Annotated in this window: 20 protein-coding genes; 11 read left to right on the top strand and 9 right to left on the bottom strand. The window is 58.3% G+C overall.

Translation table 11 applies throughout. The features are described 5' to 3' along the window. The first annotated feature begins 47 nt into the window (after nucleotides 1-47). The 3 genes from VM99_12775 to VM99_12765 are packed head-to-tail and all read left to right on the top strand — an operon-like array spanning nucleotide 48 to nucleotide 5,600. Complete coding sequence (locus tag VM99_12775) at nucleotides 48-854, top strand: AraC family transcriptional regulator (protein ID AKJ98895.1); 807 nt, start codon at nucleotides 48-50, stop codon at nucleotides 852-854. A 35-nt stretch (nucleotides 855-889) separates the two neighbouring features. After that, a complete protein-coding gene (locus tag VM99_12770; GenBank protein AKK01745.1) occupies nucleotides 890-3,244 on the top strand; it encodes a histidine kinase in 2,355 nt (784 codons plus the stop codon). Nucleotides 3,245-3,290: 46 nt separating this feature from the next. Further along, on the top strand, nucleotides 3,291-5,600 hold the full coding sequence (locus VM99_12765) for a TonB-dependent receptor (GenBank protein AKK01744.1): 2,310 nt from the start codon (nucleotides 3,291-3,293) through the stop codon (nucleotides 5,598-5,600). Here the strand turns inward: VM99_12765 and VM99_12760 are convergent. The 6 genes from VM99_12760 to VM99_12735 all read right to left on the bottom strand — a co-directional run bounded on the left by VM99_12760 (nucleotide 5,584) and on the right by VM99_12735 (nucleotide 10,686). After that, nucleotides 5,584-6,657, bottom strand: a complete 1,074-nt coding sequence (locus VM99_12760) for a diguanylate cyclase (GenBank protein ID AKJ98894.1) — start codon at nucleotides 6,655-6,657, stop codon at nucleotides 5,584-5,586. The two genes, VM99_12765 and VM99_12760, sit on opposite strands and share 17 nt — an antisense overlap. A 280-nt stretch (nucleotides 6,658-6,937) precedes the next feature. Continuing rightward, nucleotides 6,938-7,168 carry a hypothetical protein gene (locus VM99_12755; protein AKJ98893.1) on the bottom strand — a complete coding sequence of 77 codons (231 nt, stop codon included), beginning with the start codon at nucleotides 7,166-7,168 and terminating at the stop codon, nucleotides 6,938-6,940. Continuing rightward, nucleotides 7,165-8,352: a toxin gene (locus tag VM99_12750; GenBank protein ID AKJ98892.1), complete on the bottom strand. Its 1,188-nt coding sequence runs from the start codon at nucleotides 8,350-8,352 to the stop codon at nucleotides 7,165-7,167. Before VM99_12750 ends, VM99_12755 begins: the two co-directional genes overlap by 4 nt. A gap of 291 nt (nucleotides 8,353-8,643) precedes the next feature. Continuing rightward, nucleotides 8,644-8,922, bottom strand: coding sequence for a transcriptional antiterminator (locus tag VM99_12745; GenBank protein AKJ98891.1), 279 nt, complete (start codon nucleotides 8,920-8,922; stop codon nucleotides 8,644-8,646). A 74-nt stretch (nucleotides 8,923-8,996) separates the two neighbouring features. Continuing rightward, nucleotides 8,997-9,884: a dihydrodipicolinate synthase gene (locus VM99_12740; protein AKJ98890.1), complete on the bottom strand. Its 888-nt coding sequence runs from the start codon at nucleotides 9,882-9,884 to the stop codon at nucleotides 8,997-8,999. Between the two features lie 19 nt (nucleotides 9,885-9,903). Then, entirely contained in the window at nucleotides 9,904-10,686 is a 783-nt protein-coding gene (locus tag VM99_12735) for an aldolase (GenBank protein ID AKJ98889.1), read from the bottom strand. A gap of 150 nt (nucleotides 10,687-10,836) precedes the next feature. Here VM99_12735 and VM99_12730 point away from each other — a divergent pair, with 150 nt between their 5' ends. From VM99_12730 to VM99_12705, 6 genes are all read left to right on the top strand, one after another. Beyond that, nucleotides 10,837-11,403 carry a DNA-binding protein gene (locus tag VM99_12730; protein ID AKJ98888.1) on the top strand — a complete coding sequence of 189 codons (567 nt, stop codon included), beginning with the start codon at nucleotides 10,837-10,839 and terminating at the stop codon, nucleotides 11,401-11,403. A 512-nt stretch (nucleotides 11,404-11,915) separates the two neighbouring features. Continuing rightward, on the top strand, nucleotides 11,916-12,275 hold the full coding sequence (locus VM99_12725; GenBank protein AKJ98887.1) for a hypothetical protein: 360 nt from the start codon (nucleotides 11,916-11,918) through the stop codon (nucleotides 12,273-12,275). A gap of 232 nt (nucleotides 12,276-12,507) precedes the next feature. Next, nucleotides 12,508-13,332, top strand: a complete 825-nt coding sequence (locus tag VM99_12720; GenBank protein AKJ98886.1) for a hypothetical protein — start codon at nucleotides 12,508-12,510, stop codon at nucleotides 13,330-13,332. A 755-nt stretch (nucleotides 13,333-14,087) separates the two neighbouring features. Then, complete coding sequence (locus tag VM99_12715) at nucleotides 14,088-14,429, top strand: hypothetical protein (GenBank protein ID AKJ98885.1); 342 nt, start codon at nucleotides 14,088-14,090, stop codon at nucleotides 14,427-14,429. An 18-nt stretch (nucleotides 14,430-14,447) separates the two neighbouring features. Continuing rightward, nucleotides 14,448-17,816, top strand: a complete 3,369-nt coding sequence (locus VM99_12710) for a hypothetical protein (protein ID AKJ98884.1) — start codon at nucleotides 14,448-14,450, stop codon at nucleotides 17,814-17,816. Nucleotides 17,817-17,948: 132 nt separating this feature from the next. After that, nucleotides 17,949-19,142, top strand: coding sequence for a transposase (locus VM99_12705; GenBank protein AKJ98883.1), 1,194 nt, complete (start codon nucleotides 17,949-17,951; stop codon nucleotides 19,140-19,142). A gap of 91 nt (nucleotides 19,143-19,233) precedes the next feature. Here the strand turns inward: VM99_12705 and VM99_12700 are convergent, their stop codons facing one another. Beyond that, complete coding sequence (locus VM99_12700) at nucleotides 19,234-20,136, bottom strand: LysR family transcriptional regulator (GenBank protein AKJ98882.1); 903 nt, start codon at nucleotides 20,134-20,136, stop codon at nucleotides 19,234-19,236. A gap of 139 nt (nucleotides 20,137-20,275) precedes the next feature. Between VM99_12700 and VM99_12695 the strand changes: the two genes are divergently transcribed. Then, nucleotides 20,276-21,022 carry a short-chain dehydrogenase gene (locus VM99_12695; GenBank protein ID AKJ98881.1) on the top strand — a complete coding sequence of 249 codons (747 nt, stop codon included), beginning with the start codon at nucleotides 20,276-20,278 and terminating at the stop codon, nucleotides 21,020-21,022. A 124-nt stretch (nucleotides 21,023-21,146) separates the two neighbouring features. Then, nucleotides 21,147-21,827: a glutathione S-transferase gene (locus VM99_12690; protein AKK01743.1), complete on the top strand. Its 681-nt coding sequence runs from the start codon at nucleotides 21,147-21,149 to the stop codon at nucleotides 21,825-21,827. A 75-nt stretch (nucleotides 21,828-21,902) separates the two neighbouring features. Here the strand turns inward: VM99_12690 and VM99_12685 are convergent, their stop codons facing one another. Both VM99_12685 and VM99_12680 read right to left on the bottom strand, forming a co-directional pair. Next, nucleotides 21,903-22,232 (bottom strand): hypothetical protein, encoded by a 330-nt coding sequence (locus VM99_12685; protein ID AKJ98880.1) that lies wholly within the window; start codon nucleotides 22,230-22,232, stop codon nucleotides 21,903-21,905. 560 nt (nucleotides 22,233-22,792) lie between these two features. Continuing rightward, nucleotides 22,793-23,002, bottom strand: a complete 210-nt coding sequence (locus VM99_12680) for a hypothetical protein (GenBank protein ID AKJ98879.1) — start codon at nucleotides 23,000-23,002, stop codon at nucleotides 22,793-22,795. Nucleotides 23,003-23,248 lie beyond the last annotated feature (246 nt).

Genomic DNA, 23,248 nt, shown 5'->3' with positions numbered 1-23,248 from the left:
AGAGAACGTAGCGAATGGACGACGGACGATACGAAAGGCGAGTGGCCGTGGCGGGCGACGCGACGGCGTCATCCGAGCCGCAGCCGCATATCCTGCTGATCGACGATGTTCCGGAAGACATCCGCGCAACGCTCGTCCTGCTCAAGGCGCAGTCCTGGCGCATTTCCCTGGCCAGCGATGCGCACCAGGGCTATCAACGGGCGCTGGCGCTGCGTCCCGATCTGATTGTCCTGGATGTGCACATGCCGCAGATGGACGGGTTCAGCCTGTGCCGGCTTTTGCGCGAGGCCCCGGCGACCCGGCAGACGCCCATTCTGTTCCTGTCGTCGGCCAACAGCTCGTTCGAGCGGCTGGAAGGACTGACCGTGGGCGGGGTCGATTACATCCCCAAATCCTGCGCCCCCGAGGAAGTGCTCGCGCGCATCAGGATCCACCTGCAACTGACCTGGCGCGTGCCACCGCCCCGCGAAGCCAACCCGGCCGACCCGGAGCCGGAAGGCGATGAAATCGTCCTGCGTGCCGCGATGCGCTGGATTGAAGAGCACCTCGATGACATGCCTTCCCTGGTCCAGTTGGCCCACAAGGTGGGCACCCACGAGAAACGCCTCTCGCGGATTTTTCGCGAGCACCTGGGGCTGACCGTATTCGCCTACATTCGCGACGCGCGATTGCGGCGTGGCCAAGACCTGCTCGCTGAAAGCGCCATGAGCGTGCAGGACGTTGCCGAACTGGTGGGCTTTCGCAATGCCTGCAACTTCACCACGGCCTTTCGCCAGCGAATCGGCATGACGCCCAGCCAGTTTCGCGAGCAAACCCAGGGCCGTGCCGATGCCGAGTCGGCCGGGCGCGCCTGATGTGGCTGCTACGGTGCCTATGGCTGGCGATCGGGTTGTTATCCACAGGCTTGCTCCACGCCGCGCCTGTGGATATCTGCCAGGCTGACCACCTGGACCTGATGCCCACCGTGCAACTGTTCGAAGCCCCCCCGGCACAGTTAAGCCTGGACGACGTCGCTCAACTGCCCGACGCCCGTTTCAGCCCCGTCACTCCGCGCTGGCCAACCCAAGGCTACAGCCGCTCTGCCTACTGGCTGAAATGGCAGTTCACCAACTCAAGCGCTGTGGCGTGTTCGCGCCTGCTGGTGATCGGGGCGCCGCGCCTGGAGGACATTCGCGTCTACCTGCCGGGGCGTGATGCCCACGGTGGCAGCGCTTATCCCTTGGCCGAATGGCCTCAGCCAGCGGCGCGCCAACCGGCGTTTGCGGTGTCGCTGGCGGCAGGGCAGAGCGTCACGGTGTTCGTCCGCGTGACCAGTCACTTCCAGATGTTGCTGGAGCCGGAGCTGTGGTCCGAACCGGCGTTGTTGCGCAGTCAGCAACAGACGTACCTCAGTGACGGACTCACCCTCGGCATTGTCCTGCTGGTCGTCCCGTTCGGTTTCATCGTTGGTTGGATCCTGCGCTCGCGACTGCTCACCGTGAACGCAGGGGCGGTCCTGAGCTACATCCTGCTCACCTGCATCCTCAATGGCTACCTGATCTACTGGCCGGCGGCGCTCGGCTGGACACGGGAGCTGCTCACCGGCGTCAGCGCAATCTCGTTCGTCCTGTTCCTCGCCTACATGCGCGTGCTGTTGCAGGTTGCCCGGCTGCCCAACGTCATTGCCTGGAGCTATTGGCTGCCGCTGTTGGGCTGTGTGCTCGGTCGACTCTGGTGGTTGATGGTCGACCCGGTCCAGGGCGCGGAGCTCGTGCAGGTGTCCCTGTTGAGTTTCTACGGCGTGCTGCTCGCCACGTTGTTCATGGCCTGGCGCGCACGGCTGAGCTACAGCTGGATGGCCTGGCTGGTGCCGGGGCTCTTGTTTGCCCAGCTGTTGATGCGCCTGTTCTTCCCCCAGGAGTACTTGCCCTGGCAGTCGCCGCAAAGCAAATACAGCCTGTCGTCGACCCTGCCGGGCGTGGCGTTGCTGGTGTGCACCTTGATCATGGAGGTCAGCCGCGGCCGACACCGGGAAAAGCACGCCCTGGCCACCCTCGAACAACAGCGTCAGGCCGAGCACGAACGCCTGGAAAGCACGGTGGCGCTGCGCACGGTGCAGTTGCGCGAATCGCTGGCGGCCCGCAGTGCCTTGATGGCCCGCATCAGCCACGATTTGCGCTCGCCGCTGGTGCGCATCATCGACTACGCGCGCCTGCTGCAGGGCGGGGCCCAACGCGACTACCCGACCAACATCGAGCGCAATGCCCGCCAGCAACTGGAACTGATCGACGAGATGCTCGAGTTCTCCCGGGGGGAAGTGGAGCAGATGCAACTGGTTCTGGCGCCGGGTTATCTGTATGGCTTCCTCAACGAGATCGCAGACGAAGCGGGCTTTCTCGCCGCGCGCCAGGGCAATACGTTCGAGGCCGTGTTGGCCGATGACCTGCCGCCGCTGGTCGAGGCCGATTTCAAACGGCTGCGGCAGGTCCTCATGAACCTGTTGGCCAACGCCGCGAAATTCACCCACAACGGCCGTGTCCGTTTTGAGGTGAGCGCGGCTGCGGGGGCGAGCGCCGACGGCGTGGAACTGCGCTTGAGCGTGATCGACACCGGCGTCGGCGTCGATCCACACGAATTCGAACAACTGCTGCAACCGTTCCGCCGGGGCCGCAATGCGCAACGCTACGAAGGCAGCGGGTTGGGCTTGTCCATCGTCACGCAACTGCTGGAGCGCATGGGCAGCCGGCTGGAACTGCACGCCACCGGGCAGGGCGGTAGCCACTTCAGTTTTCAGCTGCCGTTGAAATACGCCCAGGAACAGGACCTGGAAAACGGCATCGTCGACAACCATGTCGCACCGCTGGATGGCCAGGGCCTGCATGTGTTGCTGGTGGACGATGTCGAGCAGAACAGCGAATGGCTGTATGACCTGTTGGCCGGCTACGGGTTTGACGTGAGCATCGCGACCCAGGGTGAAGAGGCCCTGGCCTGCCTGGCCGAGCAGCCGGTGGATCTGCTGATCAGCGACCAGATGATGCCCGGCATGGACGGCTGGCAACTGTTGCAACGGGTGCGCGAGCGCTGGGCCGATCTTCCGGTGATGCTCTATTCGGCGGTGCCGCCACGCAGGCCGCAGGATTACCCACAGGACCTGGCCTTCGACGCGGTACTGCTCAAGCCCGCTGACAGTCGCGAGTTGCTGGCGTGCGTCAAGGCGCTGGCCTGTCCAGACACCGTGTATCGCGCGACGGCTCGGGAGCGATAACGTGGCGGGTTCGGATTATCGACTGCTCTTGCTCGCGGGTTTCTCGGTGTTGCCTTGGGCGTGGGCCACGGCTGCGCCCGCCGTGTCGACCCACACACTGGAACTCGACGAAACCACCGTGACGGCTCGCCGCCGCGAGGAAGACCCGCAACACGTGCCCATCCCGATCAACGTCCTCTACGGCGAGCAACTGGACGAAGCCGGCCTGCACCGCCTGCAAGACATCCAACAACTAGTGCCCGGCCTGGTGGTCTCCGGTCACGACGCCCGTTTTGCTGGCTTCGGCCTGCGCGGGTTCGGCGCGACGGCCTACAACGATGGCCTGGAAGGCAGCGTCGGCACCTACGTCGATGGCGTCTACCTGGCGCGTCAGGGCATGGCCTTCACCGAGTTGATGGACATCGAGCGCATCGAAGTGCTGCGCGGGCCCCAGGGCACCTTGTTCGGCAAGAACACCACCGCGGGCGCGCTGAACATCGTCACCCGCCAGCCGACCTTCCAGCCCGAAGCCAACCTTGAAGCCAGCTACGGCGAGCGCGGCCTGCGGGAGTCTCGCGGGACGATTTCCGGGCCGTTGCAGGACGACGTACTGGCGGGGCGATTGAATATCTTCCACAGCACCACCGACGGCACCGTGAAAAACCTGCAAGACGGCGCGCGCCTCGGCGACGCCGACAGCCAGGGCCTGCGCGGCCAGTTGCTGTGGACGCCGACCACCGACTTCAGCGCGCGCCTCATCGCCGACTATGCCGAGCAAAACGAAGCCGGCAACGTCCTGCTGGTCAATCACTACAGCCAGCAGACCCGCAAGCGCGCCCAGTTCCTCGGCTATCCATTGTCGGAGCCCGACCCTTACAAGCGCGAGGCACGCATCGACGCGCCGGGCCGCCCGCGGACCCTGCAAAACGGCGTTTCACTGGAATTGAACTGGGACCTGGACGAGGCCATGCGCCTGACCAGCATCACCGCCTACCGAGACTGGGATTACCGCGCAACGCGTGACGGCGACAGCACCGCGCTGTCGGTGGCCCAATCCGAGACCGAGCTGGGCCAGCGCCAGTTCAGCCAGGAGTGGCGCTTGTCCGGCACGGCCGGCTCGTCCATCGACTATGTCGCCGGGCTCTACTATCTGCGCCAGCACCTGGATCGGGACATCGATGTTCAATTCGGCCAGGACGCCGCGCCCTGGTTCGTCGGCGACCAACTGGAATCCTTGCAGAAACTCTATGGCATCACCTTCACCGATCCGAAGCAGGTGCCGGCGCTGCTGCTGGACGGCGCCCGGCAACGCTATGACGGAGAACAGAAGGGCGACAGCCGCGCCATTTTCGGCCAGCTATCCTGGCGTCCGATCGACCCGCTGGAACTCACCGGCGGCCTGCGCTACAGCCACGAGCGCAAGGACGGCTGGGTCTCGCGCGACGTCAGCAACCTGGCCCCGCTGACGGGGTTGCCACCGGTGTTCCAGGCCGGAGGGCAGTTGCTGCGCGACATCGCCCTGGGCGAGGGTTACTACCGCCAGGATTCGATCGAAGAGCACAACGTCTCCAGCCTGCTCAGCGCCAGCTACCGCTTCAGCGAGGCGGTGATGGGCTACGTCAGTTGGTCGCGGGGCTACAAGGCTGGCGGCATCAACTTCGACGTGGTCGGCCCGTTCACCGCGCCGACCTTCGAGCCGGAGCGCGCCACTTCCATGGAACTGGGCTTGAAGACGCGGTTCTGGGGGGACCGCGCGTTGCTCGATCTCGCGCTCTACCAGACCGACGTCGACAACTACCAGGCGCTCACCTACAGCCCGCCCACCTCCCTGTTCGCGCCGCCGCTGCGGGACAACCTGATCAACGTCGGCAAGGTGCGCCTGCGCGGGGTCGAGCTGGACTCGGCCTGGCAACTGACGCCCCGACTCACCGGGCGCCTGGGCCTGGCCTGGAGCGACGCGCGCTACCGCAGCTTCCCCAACGCCCCGTGCCCGCCGGCCTCGGGCCAGTGGACCTGCGACCTCAGCGGCGAGCGTCTCTACAACGCGCCGGAATGGACCCTCAGCAGCGGCCTGGATCACAGCCATCCGCTGGCGAATGGGCTGGAGGTCTACAGCGGCATCGACTACAGCTTGCGCACCGGTTACTACGGCACTCTCGAAGGCGGCAAGGGCAGCTATCAACCCAGCTACGGCCTCACCAACCTGCGCCTGGGCCTACGCAGCCAGGACCGTGGGTGGGAAGTGGAAGGCTGGATGCGCAACGTCTTCGACCGTCAGTACATCACCGCGGTCTATTCACTGCTCGGCGCCGGCGACTACGGCGTCATGACCGGCAGCGAAAGAACCCTCGGCACCACCGTCAGGCTTCGCTATTGACCGAAATGAACCGCGTCGGGCAGAACGCCAGGCGGTTGCCGCCGGCCTTCTTCGACAGGTACATCGCCTGGTCCGCCTTGCTGATCAGCGCATCGATTTCCTGACCGTGCTCGGGGAAAAACGCCACGCCGATGCTGGCGGCGATTTCCACCGTCTGCGCGCCGATCAGGATGGGTGCGTTGGCTGCTTGCAGCATGCGCTTGAGCAACGGCTCGCTGTCTTCCACCGCCTGTAGCCCGACCAGCCCGGCGACAAACTCATCGCCACCGAGCCGCGCCAGCGTGTCGCTCTCGCGCAGGGTCGCGTTGATCCGCGCCGCGACAATCTGCAACACCCGGTCGCCCCAGTCATGGCCGTAACTGTCGTTCAGGGCCTTGAAGCCGTCGAGGTCGATAAAGGCGATGGCCACCTTTTGCTGGTGCGCCCGCGCCTTGCCCAACGCCTGGCGCATCCGCTCGGCCAACAGCAACCGATTAGGCAGTTGCGTGAGCGCGTCATACCGGGCGTCGCGCTCCAGCAACTGGAGGCGCTGCTTGATTTGCGTCATGTCACTGAACAGCGCCACGTAATGCTGAACATTGCCGTACCGATCATGCACGGCACTGATGCTGATGCGCGACGTCATCTCGCGACCGTCCTTGTGGCTGCTCTGGATTTCGCCGGACCAATGCCCGTGGAAATCCAGTGCGTTCTTCATCGGCGCATAAAACGCCAGCAGCCGCCGCACCATGGGGTGGGCATTCAGCGCCCGACCCTGCACCTCGTCTTGCCCGTAACCGGTGAGACGGGTGAACGCCTCGTTCACGGCAATGACTCGGCCGAATGGGTCCACCAGAATGGCTCCTTCACGCGCGTGGCTGAACACGGTCGCAGCCAGCTCCGGGCAAATGGCCCCGGCCGACCTGTCCACGGCGCCCTCGTCACGGGCCACCGGCCACCGTTCGGAATCGAAGCCCAGCCGCGCCAGGTAACCGGCCATGAACGAAAACGTTCGATGCAGGCGGATCAGCACCGCGGTGGCGAGCCTGGAGTGACGGATGAAGGTGTGTAGGTTCATGGTGGCGGGCAAGGGGCGTGCAAGCGAAGCGGGGATTATCGAAGGGCGCGATACGCGAGGACTTTGCTGGAGCGGATGAAAGCTTTGCGGGAGGGGAAATATTGAAGTTTTTTTGCAGGTTGAACGGGGGGATTGGCGATCGGTTGTTCGGGAAGGGGAGGAGGTTGCCCGAGACCGAAAGGAAAATCCAATCCCCGTGGCGAGGGAGCTTGCTCCCGCTGGGCTGCGTAGCAGCCCCAAAACCGCCCGACGTAGTCCATCGGGAGAGGATTACCAAGGGTTATTCAAGGCAGACGATTTGAATGATGCGGTTGTCGCCATGAAATGTTGTGTGAGTCCACTCTTCTATCGTTTTTATCTGCTGCGGTAACAGCTCGTAGACAAAGCAAAAATCTTCCGGTGTTGTCCAGCCCATAAGCACAGCCAACTGGTCCATATAGACGCTTGGAACTTCCACTGTCTGTATTAGCTCTTCCGTTTCCATGTCAAAAACTTCAACGATGGGTTTCACTTTTCTACTCTCCTTGTCGGGTCGGCGGGTTTTGTTTGTTCGCCAGTTATTGGGTCGTATTCCCCAAGATGTTTCCCTTGTTTTGTATATAGCTCGACAGCACCGTGTTGTGAGTCCCACTCATAGATTCTTCCGGCGGGATCCTTCCATCTTCGACGTTTAATACCGCCACCACGTACGAACGTTTTAGATGGAGCAGTTTTAGCATCTGGAAAGGCTGGAAGCAGCGAGGGAGGTTTGTGGTACTTATGATCCCCCGGAACACTTAAAACCACATAAACCGGCCGAACCCCCGAATCCGCCGGAAACACCAGAATGAAGTCCCTGTATTCCGGCGGATAAATCGGGTCGACAATGATGCTGTCGGCCATCGGTGTCGGCGGGTAGATCCATACGGGAGGTGCCTGGGGCGCGGCCTCCAGAGCAGGGATGCCGAGGGTATCGGAAGGGTCGGTGGCCGGCGTCCAGATCAGTTCGACGCCATCACCCAGGTCGGCGACGAACTGCTCGGCCCGCGGAGTGAACTGGACAACGTCGACCATCTCCCAGCCGCCATTTTGACCCGTATAGAACCCATACCCCTTGAGACTGCCATCGGCCTGCTGCTCGATGTTAAGGCGCATGCGGCTGCGCGCCTGCTTGAGGTTGCGTAGCTGGCCCTCGCTGTAGAGTGCGCTGTCACCCAGGCTGGAAGGCCAGAGCAGGGCGATGATGCCCGTCAGCAGAGCTGCGCCGACGGTACTGCCGGCAGCAGCCGTAGACGCTGCCGAACCGCCCAGCGCGAACCGGCCCAACGTCACGGGCACCGTGTTCGCGCCGATCCGCTTGAGGGGCACCGCGCCGGAAGGGTCGGCACTGCGGCCGCCGAGCCACATCAGGTCGCCGTACTGCTTGACCAGATCCGCCGGTACGTAGCCGTTGGGGTTGCTGTAATCAATGATGCCGTTGGGCAGCTTGCAGCTCTTGGCAAACACGCACCCGGTCACCTCGGGTAGCGGTTTGTTATCCACCGGAGCCCAGCGCGCCTGTTCATAGGCTGCTTGTCGGGCAAGCATGGCTTCATAATCCCGCTGTCGGGTTTCGCGCGCGGCCAGTTCGCTGGCAGTCATGTCTCTGTAAGTGATGTGATGCCCGTCACCGGCGGGCGGGTTTCGGACCTTGGGGATGTCTTGTTTGCGTGTCACTGCGCTGAGCGTCTCGTCCGATAAAGGCAGGACAGACGCTAACGCGAGATCCCAGAGGAGGGTTGTAGGAGGTTTCTGGAAATGGTTGGTCCGTTTTCGCTAATGCAGGAAAAGCCGGATGATCCGTGATCTGGTGTTCGATCTGAATGGATCGCACGTGTGGGTGGCAGCAGATGATTTAGCTGAGGGCGTTTGAGATCAGGTGAGGAAAACACAGCCCGTGGCGAGGGGATTTATCCCCGTTGGGCTGCGCAGCGGCCCCAAAAACTCCCAGCCTAAACGCCATCACACCTACCCCGGCAGATTTCGCAGCGCCAGCACAACCCGCCCAAACCGGGCACTGTGATCCAGCGGCGTAATCGCCAGCAACTGATCAAGACGAATCTCCAGGCGACCGTCCGCAGTTTCCACATCGAGAAACTCCTCCCGCGTGGGGGCAGTCCGCGTGGTGATCGCCCGGGCGTTCAGGCGTTGGCCGTCAGTCAGTTCGATGTCCAGCGTGTAGCCGTAGAGGCAGGCGATCTCCAGGTAATCATGCAGGTCGCAGTTCAGTGGTTGATAGGTGTTCATCTCATTACCTCGACAGCGACCGAACAGGGGGTGTGCTTGAACACCCCCTGTCGATCGCAAGGCCAGTGGGTCGATCAGCGCAGTTGTTCCAGCATGGCCCGCAGTTGGCCGTCGCGCACTTCATCGAGCGGGAACACCGGCAAGCGCGGATCGCCCACCTCCAGGCCCAAGGTGCGCAAACCGGCCTTGATCGTCGCCGGCAAACCGCCCTTGAGGATGAAATCCAGCAGCGGCAACTGACGATAGAACAACGCCCGCGCGTTGTTCAGGTCATTGGCCAGCACGGCAGCGTACAGGTCGAGGTTGAGCTGCGGGATCAGGTTCGGCGCGGCCGTGCACCAGCCCTTGGCGCCGGCGGCAAAGGCTTCCAGCGCCAGCGGATTGCAACCGTTATAGAACGGCACCTGGCCTTCGCCCAGCACTTGCAGCTTGTGCATGCGCTGGATGTCGCCAGTGCTCTCCTTGACCAGGGTGACGTTCTCCACCGCGTTGAAAATCCGCAGGATCAGTTCCACCGACATGTCGATGCCGCTGGTGGCCGGGTTGTTATAAAGCATGATGGGCAGGTCGATGCTGGCGCCGATGGTTTTGTAATGGGCGAGGATTTCCGCCTCACTCAGTTTCCAGTACGAAGCCGGCAACACCATCACCACATCGGCGCCCTTCGCCTGGGCAAAACGCGCGCGGCGCACCGCCTTGGCGGTGGTCAGGTCCGACACGCTGACCACCGTCGGCACCCGGCCGGCGACGCGGGCGATGCTGAACTCGGCGACCTGGTCCCACTCGGCGTCGCTCAGGTAGGCGCCTTCGCCCGTGCTGCCCAAGGGCGCGATGGCGTGGACGCCGCTGTCGATCAGGCGATCGATGGACTGGCCCAGCGCGTCCAGGTCCAAGCCCTGGCCGTCGGCGGAGAAGGGCGTGATGGTGTAACCGATGATGCCGTGGATATTGGGGGTAGACATGGCGAGGCTCCTAATAGGGTCAGTTCAGGCAATTGGCGTGTTGGCGCAGGTTCTGCCGGACGTAGTAGTCGAAGGCGGCCGCGTGGCGCTTCGGTCGGGCGATCCAGTCGTGGGCTTCGCGGCCCAGGTGCGGCAGGATCGGTTTCACTTCGCCGGCGGCCATGGCCAGCAATTGCAACTTCGCGGCGCGCTCGATCAACTGGGCGATGTTGCAGGCTTCCTCTACGGTGGCACCGGTGGACAACTGGCCGTGGTGGGAAAGCAGGATGGCGCGCTTGTCACCCAGGGCACCGGCGATCAATTCGCCTTCCTCATTGCCCACCGGCACGCCCGGCCAGCCTTCCAGGAACGCACAGTCTTCGTACAGCGGGCAGAGGTCCATGTGGGAAATCTGCAGCGGCACTTCCAGCATCGACAGCGCGGCGATGTGGGTCGGGTGGGTGTGGATGATGCAGTTCACGTCCGGCCGAGCACGGTAGACCCAGGTATGGAAGCGGTTGGCCGGGTTGGGCATGCCGTGGCCTTCCAGCACCTCCAGGTCTTCATTGACTAGCAGCAGGTTGCCGGCGGTGATCTCGTCGAAGCCCAAGCCCAGTTGTTGGGTGTAGTAGGTGCCCGGCTGCGGCCCGCGCGCGGTAATCTGCCCGGCCAGCCCTGAGTCGTGGCCGTTCTCGAACAGGATGCGGCAGGTCAGGGCCAGCTTTTGTCGTACAGTCCACGTATTATCCGGCAGTGATTTCTGCATCTGGTTAACAGCATGCTGGACCAACTGGTCCTTGGGCGTTGCCAGTGTCTTGCTCATATCCGTTCTCCTGATTCGTTCTTTGAGCGTTCTTGATCCGCGTCATGGAAGCTGTGAAGGGAAGGTGCTAATGACACTAAATAGACTATATGACACAAAGTGTCATTTGCAATCGCAGATTGTCCGTTTCTCTGGAAATGTTGGTTACCTATGTCCATTCGCTTGAAATTGCTCAGGAAAAAACTCGGCATGACACTGGACGTCCTGGCCGAAAAAACCGGGATGACCAAGAGCTACCTGTCCAAGGTGGAGCGAGGCTTGAGCACGCCCTCCATCGCCACCGCGCTCAAGCTCGCCAAGGCGCTGAGCGTGAAAGTCGAGGAGCTGTTCTCCGAAGAAAACGTCTCCCTCGACAGCTACAGCCTGGTGCGCAGCGAAGACCGCCAATCTCTCGCGGCGAGCAGCGGTAGCTCCGAATACGCGGTCTTGGCCCACCAAGTGTCCGAGCGCAGCCTGCTGCCCTTCATCCTCTACCCGGCGGCTGAGTTCACGGCGCATCACGCCTTCAAGGAGCACACAGGGGAAGAGTTCCTGTTCGTGCACGAAGGCCAGGTGGAAGTGGATTTCATGAACGAGCGCGTGCTGCTGAACCGTGGCGATGCCCTGCATTTCAATGCACAGAAGCCCCATCGGTTGCGTTCGGTGGGCGACGTCCAGGCACAGTTGCTGGTGGTGGTGCACAGCGATGAATCATCGGAGAAGAGCGAGAACGCGTAGCGGCTCCAATCGCAATGCCATTCAGGTAAACCAACGTGGCGAGGGAGCTTGCTCCCGCTGGGCTGCGCAGCAGCCCCTCCAATGAACGCCTCGCCACAAATCTTCCAACAGCCTCAATCGCACGGCATCGAACATCGGCTCGGACCAGTCGAGTGACGTCCTGTCAGCAAAGACCGACAGACATCAGCGGCTAAGGCTCGCCAGGCCACAGCGCCTTGCGCCTTTGCCTACAACTACGCCAGAATCCGCCGGCTTGTGCGCCTAGGGTTGCGTCGGTAGTTTGGGGCCTGTCACTGATTGTCAGTGATCGGGTTTAGTCGCCCGTCTCAACCTAAGGCGTATCACGTCCAATCCGTCAGGCTTTGCTGTTCCTGTATCGATGGTGGCTGTGCGCAGGGCGCCCTCGGGCGCGCCGGGATTCTTAGGTTCACCGGTCGACTAACCTGCGCACAGCTGCCGCCCCTCGTTTAGTCGCGAGGTGGCTTCAGCATCACTTACAGGAACCTAAGTAGATGGCAAAAATTACTCCGAACCCTCCTGCGGCAGACGAACCTACGTCCCATGCCCAATCTGCCCGCAACAAGAAAATCGACGACGCTGCCACGCGAGCGTTGGATTACTACCTGAAACCCAAGCCTAAGAGCGAAACGTCTGACAAGTCCGACTCCATTTTACGGATTGATCCGGGGGTTGATTCTGAGTGTTTGCTGGCGAATTTGAGTGAGAATTTGGCTTCGGCGAATGCGATGATCAGTGATCTGGCGTTTGATCTGGATGGTTCGCGACGGCGGGTTGCGTTGGGGATTTTGCAGGTGATTGAGGTGAGTGAGCTGTTGGCGAATCGGGCGTTGGATATTGTTGAGACGCGGTAGATCAATCCGCTGCCGCCCAACGAAAAAGGTCTTGCTGTGCAAGACCTTTTTCGTTGGGCGAAGATACGACAGGAGCGATGGGAGAGAGGCTCTTTTGCGCGTACTTTTATGACCCATACGACCATTGCGAAATAGATAACGGACGGAACAGCAAAAAATTTTTTGTGGTGACAACTGGCCATTATTAGGCCGCGTAGTTACAGTTTTAAAAATACCAAATGGACCTGGCTAAATGAGACGGAAAACTCGGATTCTAATCCTTTGCAAAACGTATCCCTCGCCCAGTGCTAAGTATGCTGAGACATCTTGTGTCGCGGGTATGGACGAAGACGGTAATCTTATACGGCTCTATCCCGTTCCGTTCCGTCTGGTAACCGGTGATCAGCAATTTTCGAAATGGCAGTGGATCGAAGCACATATCGAAAGAAGTCCGGGAGATCGGAGACCTGAGAGTCATAGGATTGGAGTCGATACCATTTCACTGGGCAAAGCTTTATCAGCAGGGGACTGGAGGGAGCGACGGGTGTTGCTGGATAAGCTGCCTGTCTACAATAGCTTTGATGCTTTAGAAAAGGCGAGGGTGGACAGCAACATTACTTTGGGTCTAGTTAAGCCTGCTCGAATAACAGAGCTGCTTATTCGGAAAGCTGCTTCGGAGGCGTGGACCTCACAGGAGATCGATAAGCTTGAGCAGATGCAGCGACAGCCAAGCCTATTCGATGATCAACAAGAGCGGATGAGCATCAAGCGACTGGAAAAAGTACCGTTTGATTTCCATTATGTATATGAGTGTGTGGTTGAGGGGGAGATCAAATCATACACGCACAAGATTGTTGACTGGGAGGCTAGCCAGCTCTACAGAAACGTTCGCCGCCAGCACGGAGTAAATGGCTGGGAAGCCCCGTTTCGAGACAAGCTTGAAATCGAACTTCCCGGCAAGGATTTGCATTTTTTGATGGGCACCATTCACCGTTTCCCTGGGCAATGGCTGATCATTAGCTTGATCTATCCTCCTAAGCGACAGAACGAAGCAGTTCAGCAAATGTCTCTGTTTTGATAGGGAGATGTTTTGTTTGTAACGAGCGGTCTAAAGCCTGAGCAGCTTCAGCGATCAGGCTGCGGTGACAGAATCTCGCGTCAGCCTCGTAGCAAACCATGCAAATTCGCTGTTCCGTAGCATCGGATAGCAGTTCATTTAATATCGTGTCTTGGGTCTGGATGTAAGCTCTGAAGTCTCGAGAATATGCAGACCAATCGCCATCTATTTTGTATCGATTGCGTATCGGTTTTGGGCATCCAAGTGGCGGGCTGTGTTCGTATGAAATGCCTGCGGCACTCAGGCATTCGGCAAAGGCTTTTTTTGAGAAGCCTTTTTTGCGAGACAGTGGGTATTCCCGAACATCAAGCACCTTATCGATCTTGGCCTGCTGAAGCCGCGCTATGAAATCGTCGATCGCGAGTCCTTCGTAGCCCGCAGTGTAGATCGTCATAAATACTCTCCTTGCGCTTCCGTGCGCGATCAATCCTGAAAAATGCCGGAAACTATAGCATTGGCTGCTCTCGGTTGCGCGTTTGCAGTGATGGACGGGGCGGTAATTTTTCGATGCAATCGAGGGACAAACCTGACTTGGTGGCCATCCGAGTATTCACTCATCCCTCGTGTAACCTCCTGTTCGTCAGCAGCCATAAAATGGCGTAGGCGTGGGGCCGGGACAGGTTTTACCTCGACATCAGGATTTTCAAGCACGTGCCATCGCAAGCTCATACCGCCCCGGTTACCATCAACTCATCTAATACGAAGGAGTGTCCGAAATGGACTTCATCACCACCGGTGTCATTGCAAGCACCGTATATGACGTTTTAAAGCATGGCCTGAAGCTCAGTGCAGGCGTGCTCAAGGATCGCTTGGGACAGTGGCTCAAGGAGGATGTGATCGCCGAAGCCGTCGCGTCTGAGCTGTCAAAGCTCGACCTTCACGATGGGCTTAGCGAAAAGGCTATTTCTCAACAAATCGATCAATCCCAGGCAATTTCTACGCTGATCCGCGATATCAATGCACGGGCCGCCTTGATCGCGCCATCAACCATCACAGCTGTCAACCAGACACACAGTGGTAGTGGGGACAACGTGGGCGGCAACAAAATTGTTAGCTGAGCAGTAGGGGGAGTGTGCGTGACCACTATTGAGCAATACCATAACGGCGATGGGGACAACGTCGCGGGCGACAAGATCATCAATCAGATCAGGTCGCTTGCCCCGAAAGACCTCATCAAGCCTATAAAAATGGTGTTTGAAAGCCTTAGGCAAAAGGATAAGGCAACAGCCAGGGCCCAGATGGGCATGCTTAAGGCGATCGCACAGCGCGAAGAAGAGTCGGCTGCTCTGGTGGAAGTAATTTCTATCTATGGAGGGCTCGTAGAGGCTCAGGACCGCGATGCTGCCTGGACGACTGTCGCGAGGATAGTTTCACGCGCTACAAATCCCATTCTCAGGGATATTTGCCAAGCAGCTCTGCTGCAGCTGTCCTATAGCACCGCGCGTGAGGGGGAGGCAAAAGATCTGTATTTGGCTGAGACCTCTCCAGGTGAATACGCTCAGGAAGCTTATCTGCGTTGTTATGCGGATGAGGGAGCACTGCGAGCGGCTGGTAAGGGCTTTCCGCCGGAAGGCGTATTGACCGGTGTTATCGAGGGGGCATTTAGACTGCATTTAGCAGACCTAGCGTTGGAGTTGGCGACTCGGCTGAACTCGCTCTATAGCTCCTATAACACCAGAGTGCTTTTTTCGATGGCCACTGGCCTCGCGCTAAACCGGGCTCTGGTGGAACATCATTTTTGGCTGACCCGGCCAGAGGTGAAGGAGCGGATGGATAGTCTTCGTGACATGGTTGTTCGCCTTCTTGAAGAGTCTGATGCCGACGGGCGGGTTTATGATCTCGGCTGCTCGATTTTCAAGATCTATCAAGGCTACCAATCCGGCGAGCTGTTCGAATCACTGAAAAAACACGTTCAGGATATGGACTCGACTCGCTCTGATGAGGTTGCCAGATTCAAGGCGTTGGCTGGCGACCCATCTCAGCTTGCTCAGCCAGAAAAGGATTTACAGGCCGCCTATGAGAATTCGCAAAAACGCCAGGCATGGTGTCGGCAGTTTCTCGAAGATAGTCCTCACTCTCTTGAGGAGGTAGGCCCCTTCCTTCACCTTGCCAAGCCAACCGAGCTAGGCGAGTGGCTGAGTCACGAGCACATTCTGACTGGATCTTCAGAGATGGAGGAGGACTATATCAGGCTGGTCGCGAATATTTTTCAACGTTCGGCCCAGGGCGATAACGCGGCGCATCGACATGATATCAGTGAGCAAGTTGACCGGTTTGCCGCCCAGTGGGAGACGGTGCTGCCCGCCCTTACTCCAAATGGAATCTTCGAATTGGCGGAGAAATTGTTCGCTCTCAATCTACCGCACAAGGCGCTCAAGCTTACGACGCCCTTAATGCCCAGCCACGAACTGTGGCCTTCGCCCTACGTATTGACTCATCTGCATTGCTTGTTGGACGCGGGACAGAACAAGACCTTTGATGAAGTCATTTCCAGAATCAAAGGCGCCGATCAAACCTTTACGCTGCTGAGCTTCCAGTCAGTGCAAGCCGAACGTGGCGGTGACGTTGACTTAGCGCTCACGTTGAGTGAATCGATGATCAAGCTCGCGCCCCAACTCCCTTATAGCTGGTATCGGCACTGCTATCTCCTTGGCCGTTATCGCAGCCTGGAGGAGCAGCAGGCATTCCATCCTCGGGTTCCTGACTCGGTGCTATTGTCGCCATCACATGAAGTGAAAGGTATCCTCTTTTTTCTGGCACTTGGTGGAAGCTTCAAGCGTGCAGAATCCCGTTGGGTTGAGTGGATGATTGAGGATCCTCGCGCGCATGCAGTGGATCTCGTCAATTTCCATTTCGGTCTCGGCACCCGAAAGAGTGAACCCATGGAGGTTTCGCCCTCAATGGAGCAATGCCTCGCTGCCATCCAGTACACCCATGAGCGCGATTCGCTGATTCGGCTCATTATTGAAGATGAGGTGATGGGTGGCGAGTGCACGCTCAAGGGCTCCAGTCAGGTAGGGCAACTGTTGCTGAGGCTCTCGCCTGGCGACAGCGAAACTCTGAACATGGCTACTTACAAGGTGGAAGAGCGCCTTCCGCCTTATGTGGCTTGCTTTCGGATCGCCCTGACGTTACGTCACGTCCACAATGATGGCAGCGATTGCTTCGTGATGATGCAGATGCCGTCTGATCCAGCCGAGTTCATCCCCCTGCTTGAAGAAAAGATGGCGCAGGGTACGCGGCAGCGTGAGCATCTGCAGGCAATGGATGCCATTCCGCTCTACATGCGCGGTCATGCATTGCGATCATCAGATGCCTTCAAGGCGGCTATAAATTGCTGGACTGATCAACGAATGCCTAAGTCTGCGCTGTGTGACCTAGGGGAGGCGGAACCGACTTCGATCGTGCTCGATGCTTACGGTATCGGTTATTTGGCTGTTACAAACCTTGCGAAGTGTTTGCTGGATACTGGCGTCTCGTTCGTCGTCCCGGCAGCTACCAAAGAGACACTTGAGCAGTTCCTCGTTGAAATCTCCGACGAGGGGTTCATGCTATTGGGGGTTACAGACGCCGGCAGGCTTTTCCGAACGACAGCATCGGATCTGCGTGAGCGAGATGCCCATGTCCTCGAAACATTAAGGCTTATCTTGGACAACGCTATTGTAGTCCGACCAGTTGTACATGATGCGGAGCTTGAGGTTTTCTCAATCAAAGACGGTGTGGACGCCACTGTGTATGACGCGATGCAGTTGTCGATGGCTAACCAAATTCCATGGTTCTGCATGGACGAGACCTTTGGTGCGCTTCACAACGTAAAGGGCCATCCGCTGGTGAATGTTCAAACTATTTTGCTCAAAGCCATAGCAAGCACACGGTTTGACTTCGAGCAAAAACGGCACTCATTGGTACTGTATGCTATGGGGGCGCTTCCGCTGCCGCTGACGCTCAACGATATTTACTGTTTGGCAAGAACGCCAAGCACACTGGCTGGATTTATCCTACTGAAGATTATTCAAACTCACGGCCGTGAAATTTTTGCAGCCGAAGGGCGTCCTGAGATGCTGCTAAATGCGATTTATCTGCACCTCGATTGCCTGTTTGGGAGGGATGCCCTATCGATTAGTTCAACTTACAATCCTTGGATGGACTACACCTCTCATGTGTTCAATCACGGACTGAACCTCTACCTCGCTTTGTCCAGTAACGGGAGTGCTGAATTTCGGTTGGCGATAGCGTTGCACCATTTAGCGCAGTTGAGTATCGATAGGGCACCTTTTCTGAAGAGTCTAATAAGTAGATTTGTGCACTTTGTCCATGGGCATTTCATGAGCTGGGAGGCTATTCGACAGAGCTATTTTTTAATCGCGGAGGCTGGGCAGCTTCAAAACTCAGGGACGGGCGAGATTGAGCAAGACCCGCAATCCTCAACAGGGCAAGGGGCGTAAAAAAAGAAAAAAAGGGGACGGATTCTGAGGGATCCCCGAATTTTCTTACACAAAATCAAGAAGTTGGAATATTGAAGAGACCTGCATGAATCGGCAGCTTGTGTTGCACCACACAAAACAAGATCCCGACCCATGCAGGCCATCCGATTCTTACACAGCGCGCTCGCCCAAGCACTTCCCGATGTTCATTCTCATCGTCTGAAAACGTTGATGTGTTGTGTCAGCGCTTTACTCCGAGGACGTCGGCTCACTCTGACGGGGCTTGGTCGATTCTTGCCGAGCAAAGCCTATCCCAAACACACCATCAAGCGAGTGGATCGGTTGCTGGGTAATCGGCATCTGCAAACCGAGCGCCCGTTGTTCTACTGGGTCATGCTGAGAGCATTGCTGAGCTCGCTGAAACATCCGTTGATCCTGGTTGACTGGTCACCTATTGATGCGGCTGGAGAGTTCTTTTTGTTGCGCGCTGCCATCCCTTTGGCAGGACGTTCGTTCCCGATCTACGAGAGTGTTCACGAACGCGAGGGTTGTCCGAAATATCAAAAACGACTGCTACAAACGCTGGCCGAAATACTCCCCAAAGACTGCGTTCCGATCCTTGTGGCTGATGCAGGTTTTCGCCGGCCATGGATCAAAGCCGTCGAAGCGCAAGGCTGGTATTACGTGGGACGTGTGCGTAATCGGGATCTCTACCGAAACGACGCAGACACTTGGGTACCCGTTAAAAGCCTCTACGCTCTGGCATCGTCCTCACCGAAGTCACTGGGACGGATCGAGATGACCCAGAGCGCTCCGCACATCATTCATCTGTATTGCGTTAGGCATTCGGCAAAGGGTCGCAAACACCAGCGTGTCACCGGCTCAATTGCCAAAAACAAACTCAGTAGGCAATCGGCCAATCGTGAACGAGAGCCCTGGTTGTTGGCCAGCAACCTGCCGGAAGATCAATGGAACCCATCGAAAATCGTGGCCATTTACAAACAGCGCATGCAGATAGAAGAAGGCTTCAGGGATGTAAAAAGTGAGTATTTTGGCGTAGGCATCACTCGCCATCGGAGTCGCTGTCCACGCCGAATCGAAGTGCTTTTGCTGATCTCGGCTCTGGCTAATTACATCATTTGTTTAACGGGATTGCAGGCCCGTCAGGCGGGTCATGAGCGCCGATTTCAAAGCAACAGCCTTAAACGCCGACGTGTGCTATCGCTGTGGCGGCTGGGCTTGGAATACTGGCGCAGCGGACGCGGCTCAAATTCTCGAAGCACCTTGGAGAGGCTTGAGCACGCGCTGCGCGCAGAGGTACATCAAGAGGCGCAGGCACTGGAGTAGATTTGTGGGGATCCCTCAGGGACGGATTTATTTTTTCTATTGCTATGGTTGAGCTGGTCCGTCTCCTTGTTACCAAGCCCACCCAGTGCGCCTACACCCCCCCAGGCCGATCCCTAAACGCAGAACTCTTCGCAAACACCTCAGCAATAAAATCCATAAAAACAACAGCCCTCCTGGGAAGAAGCCGGTCGGCAACGTAGATGATCTGAACAGGAACAGCCGGCGCTGCGTGCTCCTTCAGCAACACCCGCAGATTGCCATTGTTCAGCCCCTCCTCGTAAAGCCATTCAGGCCCCTGTGCGATCCCCAGCCCCGCGTTTACGCACTCGCGTATGGCCTCAGGTGAACTGACCCGGAGCCTGCCGGAGACGGGAACATCGATATCCCGGAAGCGCCATGTGGTGCCTGTCGACAGCAAGGTATAGATCAGGCACTCGTGCGTTCTCAGGTCATTGGGGGTCGTGGGGCTTCCGTGTTTGGCCAGGTATTCGTTGCTGGCGACGCACACGCGCTCGAACCAGCCCAGGGGCCGGGCGCGCATTGCGCTGTCTTCCAGGTGCCCGATGCGTATCGCCAGTTCAGCCCCTTCGTCGACCAGATTCACGTACCGATCACTGATCTGCAGGTCGAGCGTCAACGCGGGATAGCGAGCCAGGAAGCGGGCTACATGGGGCACCACGAATGCATGGGCTAGCGCGGTCGGGCAGGCGACTCGCAGCAATCCGGACGGGGTGATGTTTTCCCTGAGGGACGATTCCGATTCTTCCACAGCGTCGAGAATGCGCCGGACATCTGCGTAGTAGCGTTCTCCCTCGGGAGTGAGGGCAAGCTTGCGTGTGGATCGGTGAAGCAGCCTGGTTTGCAGATGATCTTCCAGCGCCGCCACATAGCGGCTGACGTTGGGTTGCCCCAGCCCCAGGTCACGCCCCGCAGCCGAGAAGCTTCCTGTCTCGACAGCGCGAACAAAGCAGGTCATCAACAGCAGTCGATCCATCCGGGCCTCTCATTCATGCAATTTAGGCATGAAATGTATTCGAATAGGCCATCTTATCAATGCGAGGGTATGAATACATAGTTTCCCTTAGGCAGGTCAGTCCATCGGCTGACCGTGAAAAACCGTAAAGGAAACTGACATGTCCCGATTGCAAGGCAAGCGTACTCTCATCACCGGCGGCACCAGCGGCATTGGCCTGGAAACGGCCAAGCAGTTCCTCGCCGAAGGTGCCCGCGTGATTGTTACCGGCGTCAATCCGGAGTCCATTGCAAAGGCCCAGGCGGAACTGGGAAGCGAAGTATTGGTACTGCGTGCTGACTCGGCCAGCATCGATGCGCAGAAGGAACTGGCGCAGGCCGTTCAGGCTCACTATGGCCAACTCGATGTTGCCTTTCTCAATGCAGGCGTATCCGTTTGGCTGCCGATCGAAGAGTGGACGGAAGAAATGTTCGATCGCTCTTTCGACATTAACGTCAAAGGGCCGTACTTCCTGATCCAGGCATTGCTACCGATCTTCGCGAACCCTGCGTCGGTGGTGCTCAATACGTCGGTGAGTGCGCACCTCGGTGACGCGCGTTCATCGGTTTATGGCGCGACCAAGGCTGCATTCCTGAACATGTCGAAGACGCTTTCTAGCGAACTTCTCCCGCGTGGCATTCGTGTCAATGCGGTCAGCCCCGGCCCGATCGATACGCCGCTTTACGACAAACTCGGTATCCCCGATGCCTACCGTGAACAGGTCAACCAGGATATCGCCGCGACCATTCCATTCGGCCGGTTCGGTACGCCCGAGGAAGTGGCCAAGGCCGTGTTGTACCTGGCGTCGGACGAGTCGCGGTGGACGGTTGGCTCGGAACTCATCGTCGACGGTGGTCGTTCGCTCTAGTTGCCAACGCCTCCTGCCTTTTATTGAAAGCTGAATGCAACTCGGGCTTTCTCATCGGCGTGGCTTTCATACGGCCCGTCCTCTTTCGGGCGGCGGGCTTCTATTTTTCGATGGGCCTATTCCAATGTCACCATTCACACTTGTCAGCCATCCTTTGTGCCCATTCGTTCAGCGAGTGGCCATCGTGTTACTGGAAAAAGGCCTTGCCTTTGAACGTATTGATATAGACCTTCGTGACAGGCCGGACTGGTTCTTGGCGATATCCCCAGCCGGTAAGGTTCCACTGCTCAAGGTTCCTGCCAGTAATGAAGGCGAATCCGTTCTATTCGAGAGCGTCGCCATCTGTGAATACCTGGAGGAGATCTACCCGGAACCGGCGTTGCATCCATCGAGTGCGTGGGTCCGCGCACAACACCGTGCATGGGTCGAGTTCGCCTCTGCTGCATTGGCGGACGCATGGGGATTTTTGAACGCCACCGACCAGCAGACAGCCCTTGGCAAATCTGCCGCGTTGAGAGCCAAGCTGGAACGATTCAACGGTGAAATATCCGGCGGACCTTATTTCGCCGGCGAGAGGTTCAGCCTGGTCGATATCGCCATGGCTCCCGTCTTTCGTTACTTCGACATATTGGGTTTCGAGCCCGAACATCAGTTGTTCGATGGATTGCATCGGGTGGCTGACTGGCGTCGCGCGCTGGCCGGCCGTCCCAGCATTCAGGCGGCCGTTGCAGAGGACTATGCCATCCGGTTCCGCAAGCACTTACAGGAGCAGAGGGCACTTTTGGCTACTGGGATGGAAGCCTGAAAAGTGCCGATGCGCAGGGGATGCAGGAGGGGACGAAGCGTCGCTGGATGCATCCTCACGCTGAACGTGGGGGGTTTATAGAATATCTTTCAGATAGCCCTTAAGCGCACTGAGCGGTGCCCTAAGCTGTTCGGCTGTTTGTGCTGCGTGGAGTTCTGCAGTCAGCCGCTGCAGTTCGGTGCCGAGCACCGTATCGGCACCTCCAACGGCCTCCAGTGCCAACGCCAGGCTCTGCTGGATCTTCTCCTGGATCCCAGCCACATCATCCCGCCGCACCAACAACCCAAAAACCTCCCGATCACACCCGCCCATCAACGGATCATCCCGCAAAATCGGACTATGCCCCTCCGTCTCATAAGCCAGCTTCAGCGAGTAAAGAGCGACCGTTTCCAGCAGCAATTCCATGGGGTGGAGTCCTTTGTCATCGGTGGGTTAACTGGGTGTCGCACGGCGGAGCATCAATGGGGGGTGTGACATTTTTGTGAGCGCTTTGCGCTCAAGCGGGAGCAAGCTCCCTCGCCACAGGTTCCTACTGGCCACAGGTTCCTAGTAGCCACAGATTCTTCCTTGCCAGAGGTTTGGGATTTGGGGCCGCTTTGCGGCCCAGCGGGGATGAATCCCCTCGCCACAAAGGAGTGATTAGCCATGACCTAAGCACTTTCCTGCAGACGAAAAAAAAGACCTTGAATTTCAAGGTCTTTCTTTAAGATGGTGCCCCGAGGGAGACTCGAATAATAGCATAACTATATAATTAACATGGTTTTTTGCATGTGTACACTTCCACGTTGTACCGTTAGGTGTACACCTTACCAGCCTCCAATAAGGACTGGTGTGGATGGAAGCTTGATAGGATTTCTCCATCCAATTTCCGACGAGCTGTGAATGATATCTACAAAAAACTGGTTACGGATAGACTCCCTGGTCTACCAAAAAATGCCGAACCGACACATGGCGAACTTTCGCGATTAGTCGGGCGTCATGAGTACAGCAAGCGTTATCTTGATGAACTCCTCGTTTCGATCGATCGTGTCCAGGGCGCCCCGAACATTGTCGGCGACGTCCGCCGATCCGCGCATCTCTACCCAGTTCGAAAGCTCCATGATGGCGGCCTCCAGGGCGAGCTGGTTTTCGTTGATCTTAAATAGCAGGGAAGGGAGTAAGTCTGAGTTTGGCATTGTGCAATCCTCCGTGAAATTTTCAGCGTAGCAGGGGGATTACTGACCTCGGTAGGGAGTTGCGCATGGTCGGAAGGACGCCGGGAGGATGGTGCATCCACAGTCGATTGCTGCCAGTCACGAAGGGCCGCAGTCGACCCATTTCTGCCTGTCAGCACAGGCAGAAATTGGCCAAGAGAATTCACCGGTAAAAGGCTTATAGGCGCAAGGCTTATTCAAACCACGAATTAAACTTCAAGAGAAACG

The organism is Pseudomonas chlororaphis, assembly GCA_001023535.1.
GTDB lineage: Bacteria > Pseudomonadota > Gammaproteobacteria > Pseudomonadales > Pseudomonadaceae > Aquipseudomonas > Aquipseudomonas chlororaphis_E.
The sequence above is the reverse complement of the archived record's forward strand: the minus strand, read 5'-3'. Positions and strand labels throughout refer to the sequence as shown.

Bases quoted from the DNA above. Each gene is read 5' to 3' on its own strand.
- VM99_12760 (AKJ98894.1), bottom strand. From the start codon at position 6,657: ATGAACCTACACACCTTCATCCGTCACTCCAGGCTCGCCACCGCGGTG.
- VM99_12745 (AKJ98891.1), bottom strand. From the start codon at position 8,922: ATGAACACCTATCAACCACTGAACTGCGACCTGCATGATTACCTGGAG.
- VM99_12740 (AKJ98890.1), bottom strand. From the start codon at position 9,884: ATGTCTACCCCCAATATCCACGGCATCATCGGTTACACCATCACGCCC.
- VM99_12735 (AKJ98889.1), bottom strand. From the start codon at position 10,686: ATGAGCAAGACACTGGCAACGCCCAAGGACCAGTTGGTCCAGCATGCT.
- VM99_12730 (AKJ98888.1), top strand. From the start codon at position 10,837: ATGTCCATTCGCTTGAAATTGCTCAGGAAAAAACTCGGCATGACACTG.
- VM99_12725 (AKJ98887.1), top strand. From the start codon at position 11,916: ATGGCAAAAATTACTCCGAACCCTCCTGCGGCAGACGAACCTACGTCC.
- VM99_12720 (AKJ98886.1), top strand. From the start codon at position 12,508: ATGAGACGGAAAACTCGGATTCTAATCCTTTGCAAAACGTATCCCTCG.
- VM99_12715 (AKJ98885.1), top strand. From the start codon at position 14,088: ATGGACTTCATCACCACCGGTGTCATTGCAAGCACCGTATATGACGTT.
- VM99_12705 (AKJ98883.1), top strand. From the start codon at position 17,949: ATGCAGGCCATCCGATTCTTACACAGCGCGCTCGCCCAAGCACTTCCC.
- VM99_12700 (AKJ98882.1), bottom strand. From the start codon at position 20,136: ATGGATCGACTGCTGTTGATGACCTGCTTTGTTCGCGCTGTCGAGACA.
- VM99_12695 (AKJ98881.1), top strand. From the start codon at position 20,276: ATGTCCCGATTGCAAGGCAAGCGTACTCTCATCACCGGCGGCACCAGC.
- VM99_12690 (AKK01743.1), top strand. From the start codon at position 21,147: ATGTCACCATTCACACTTGTCAGCCATCCTTTGTGCCCATTCGTTCAG.
- VM99_12685 (AKJ98880.1), bottom strand. From the start codon at position 22,232: ATGGAATTGCTGCTGGAAACGGTCGCTCTTTACTCGCTGAAGCTGGCT.
- VM99_12680 (AKJ98879.1), bottom strand. From the start codon at position 23,002: ATGCCAAACTCAGACTTACTCCCTTCCCTGCTATTTAAGATCAACGAA.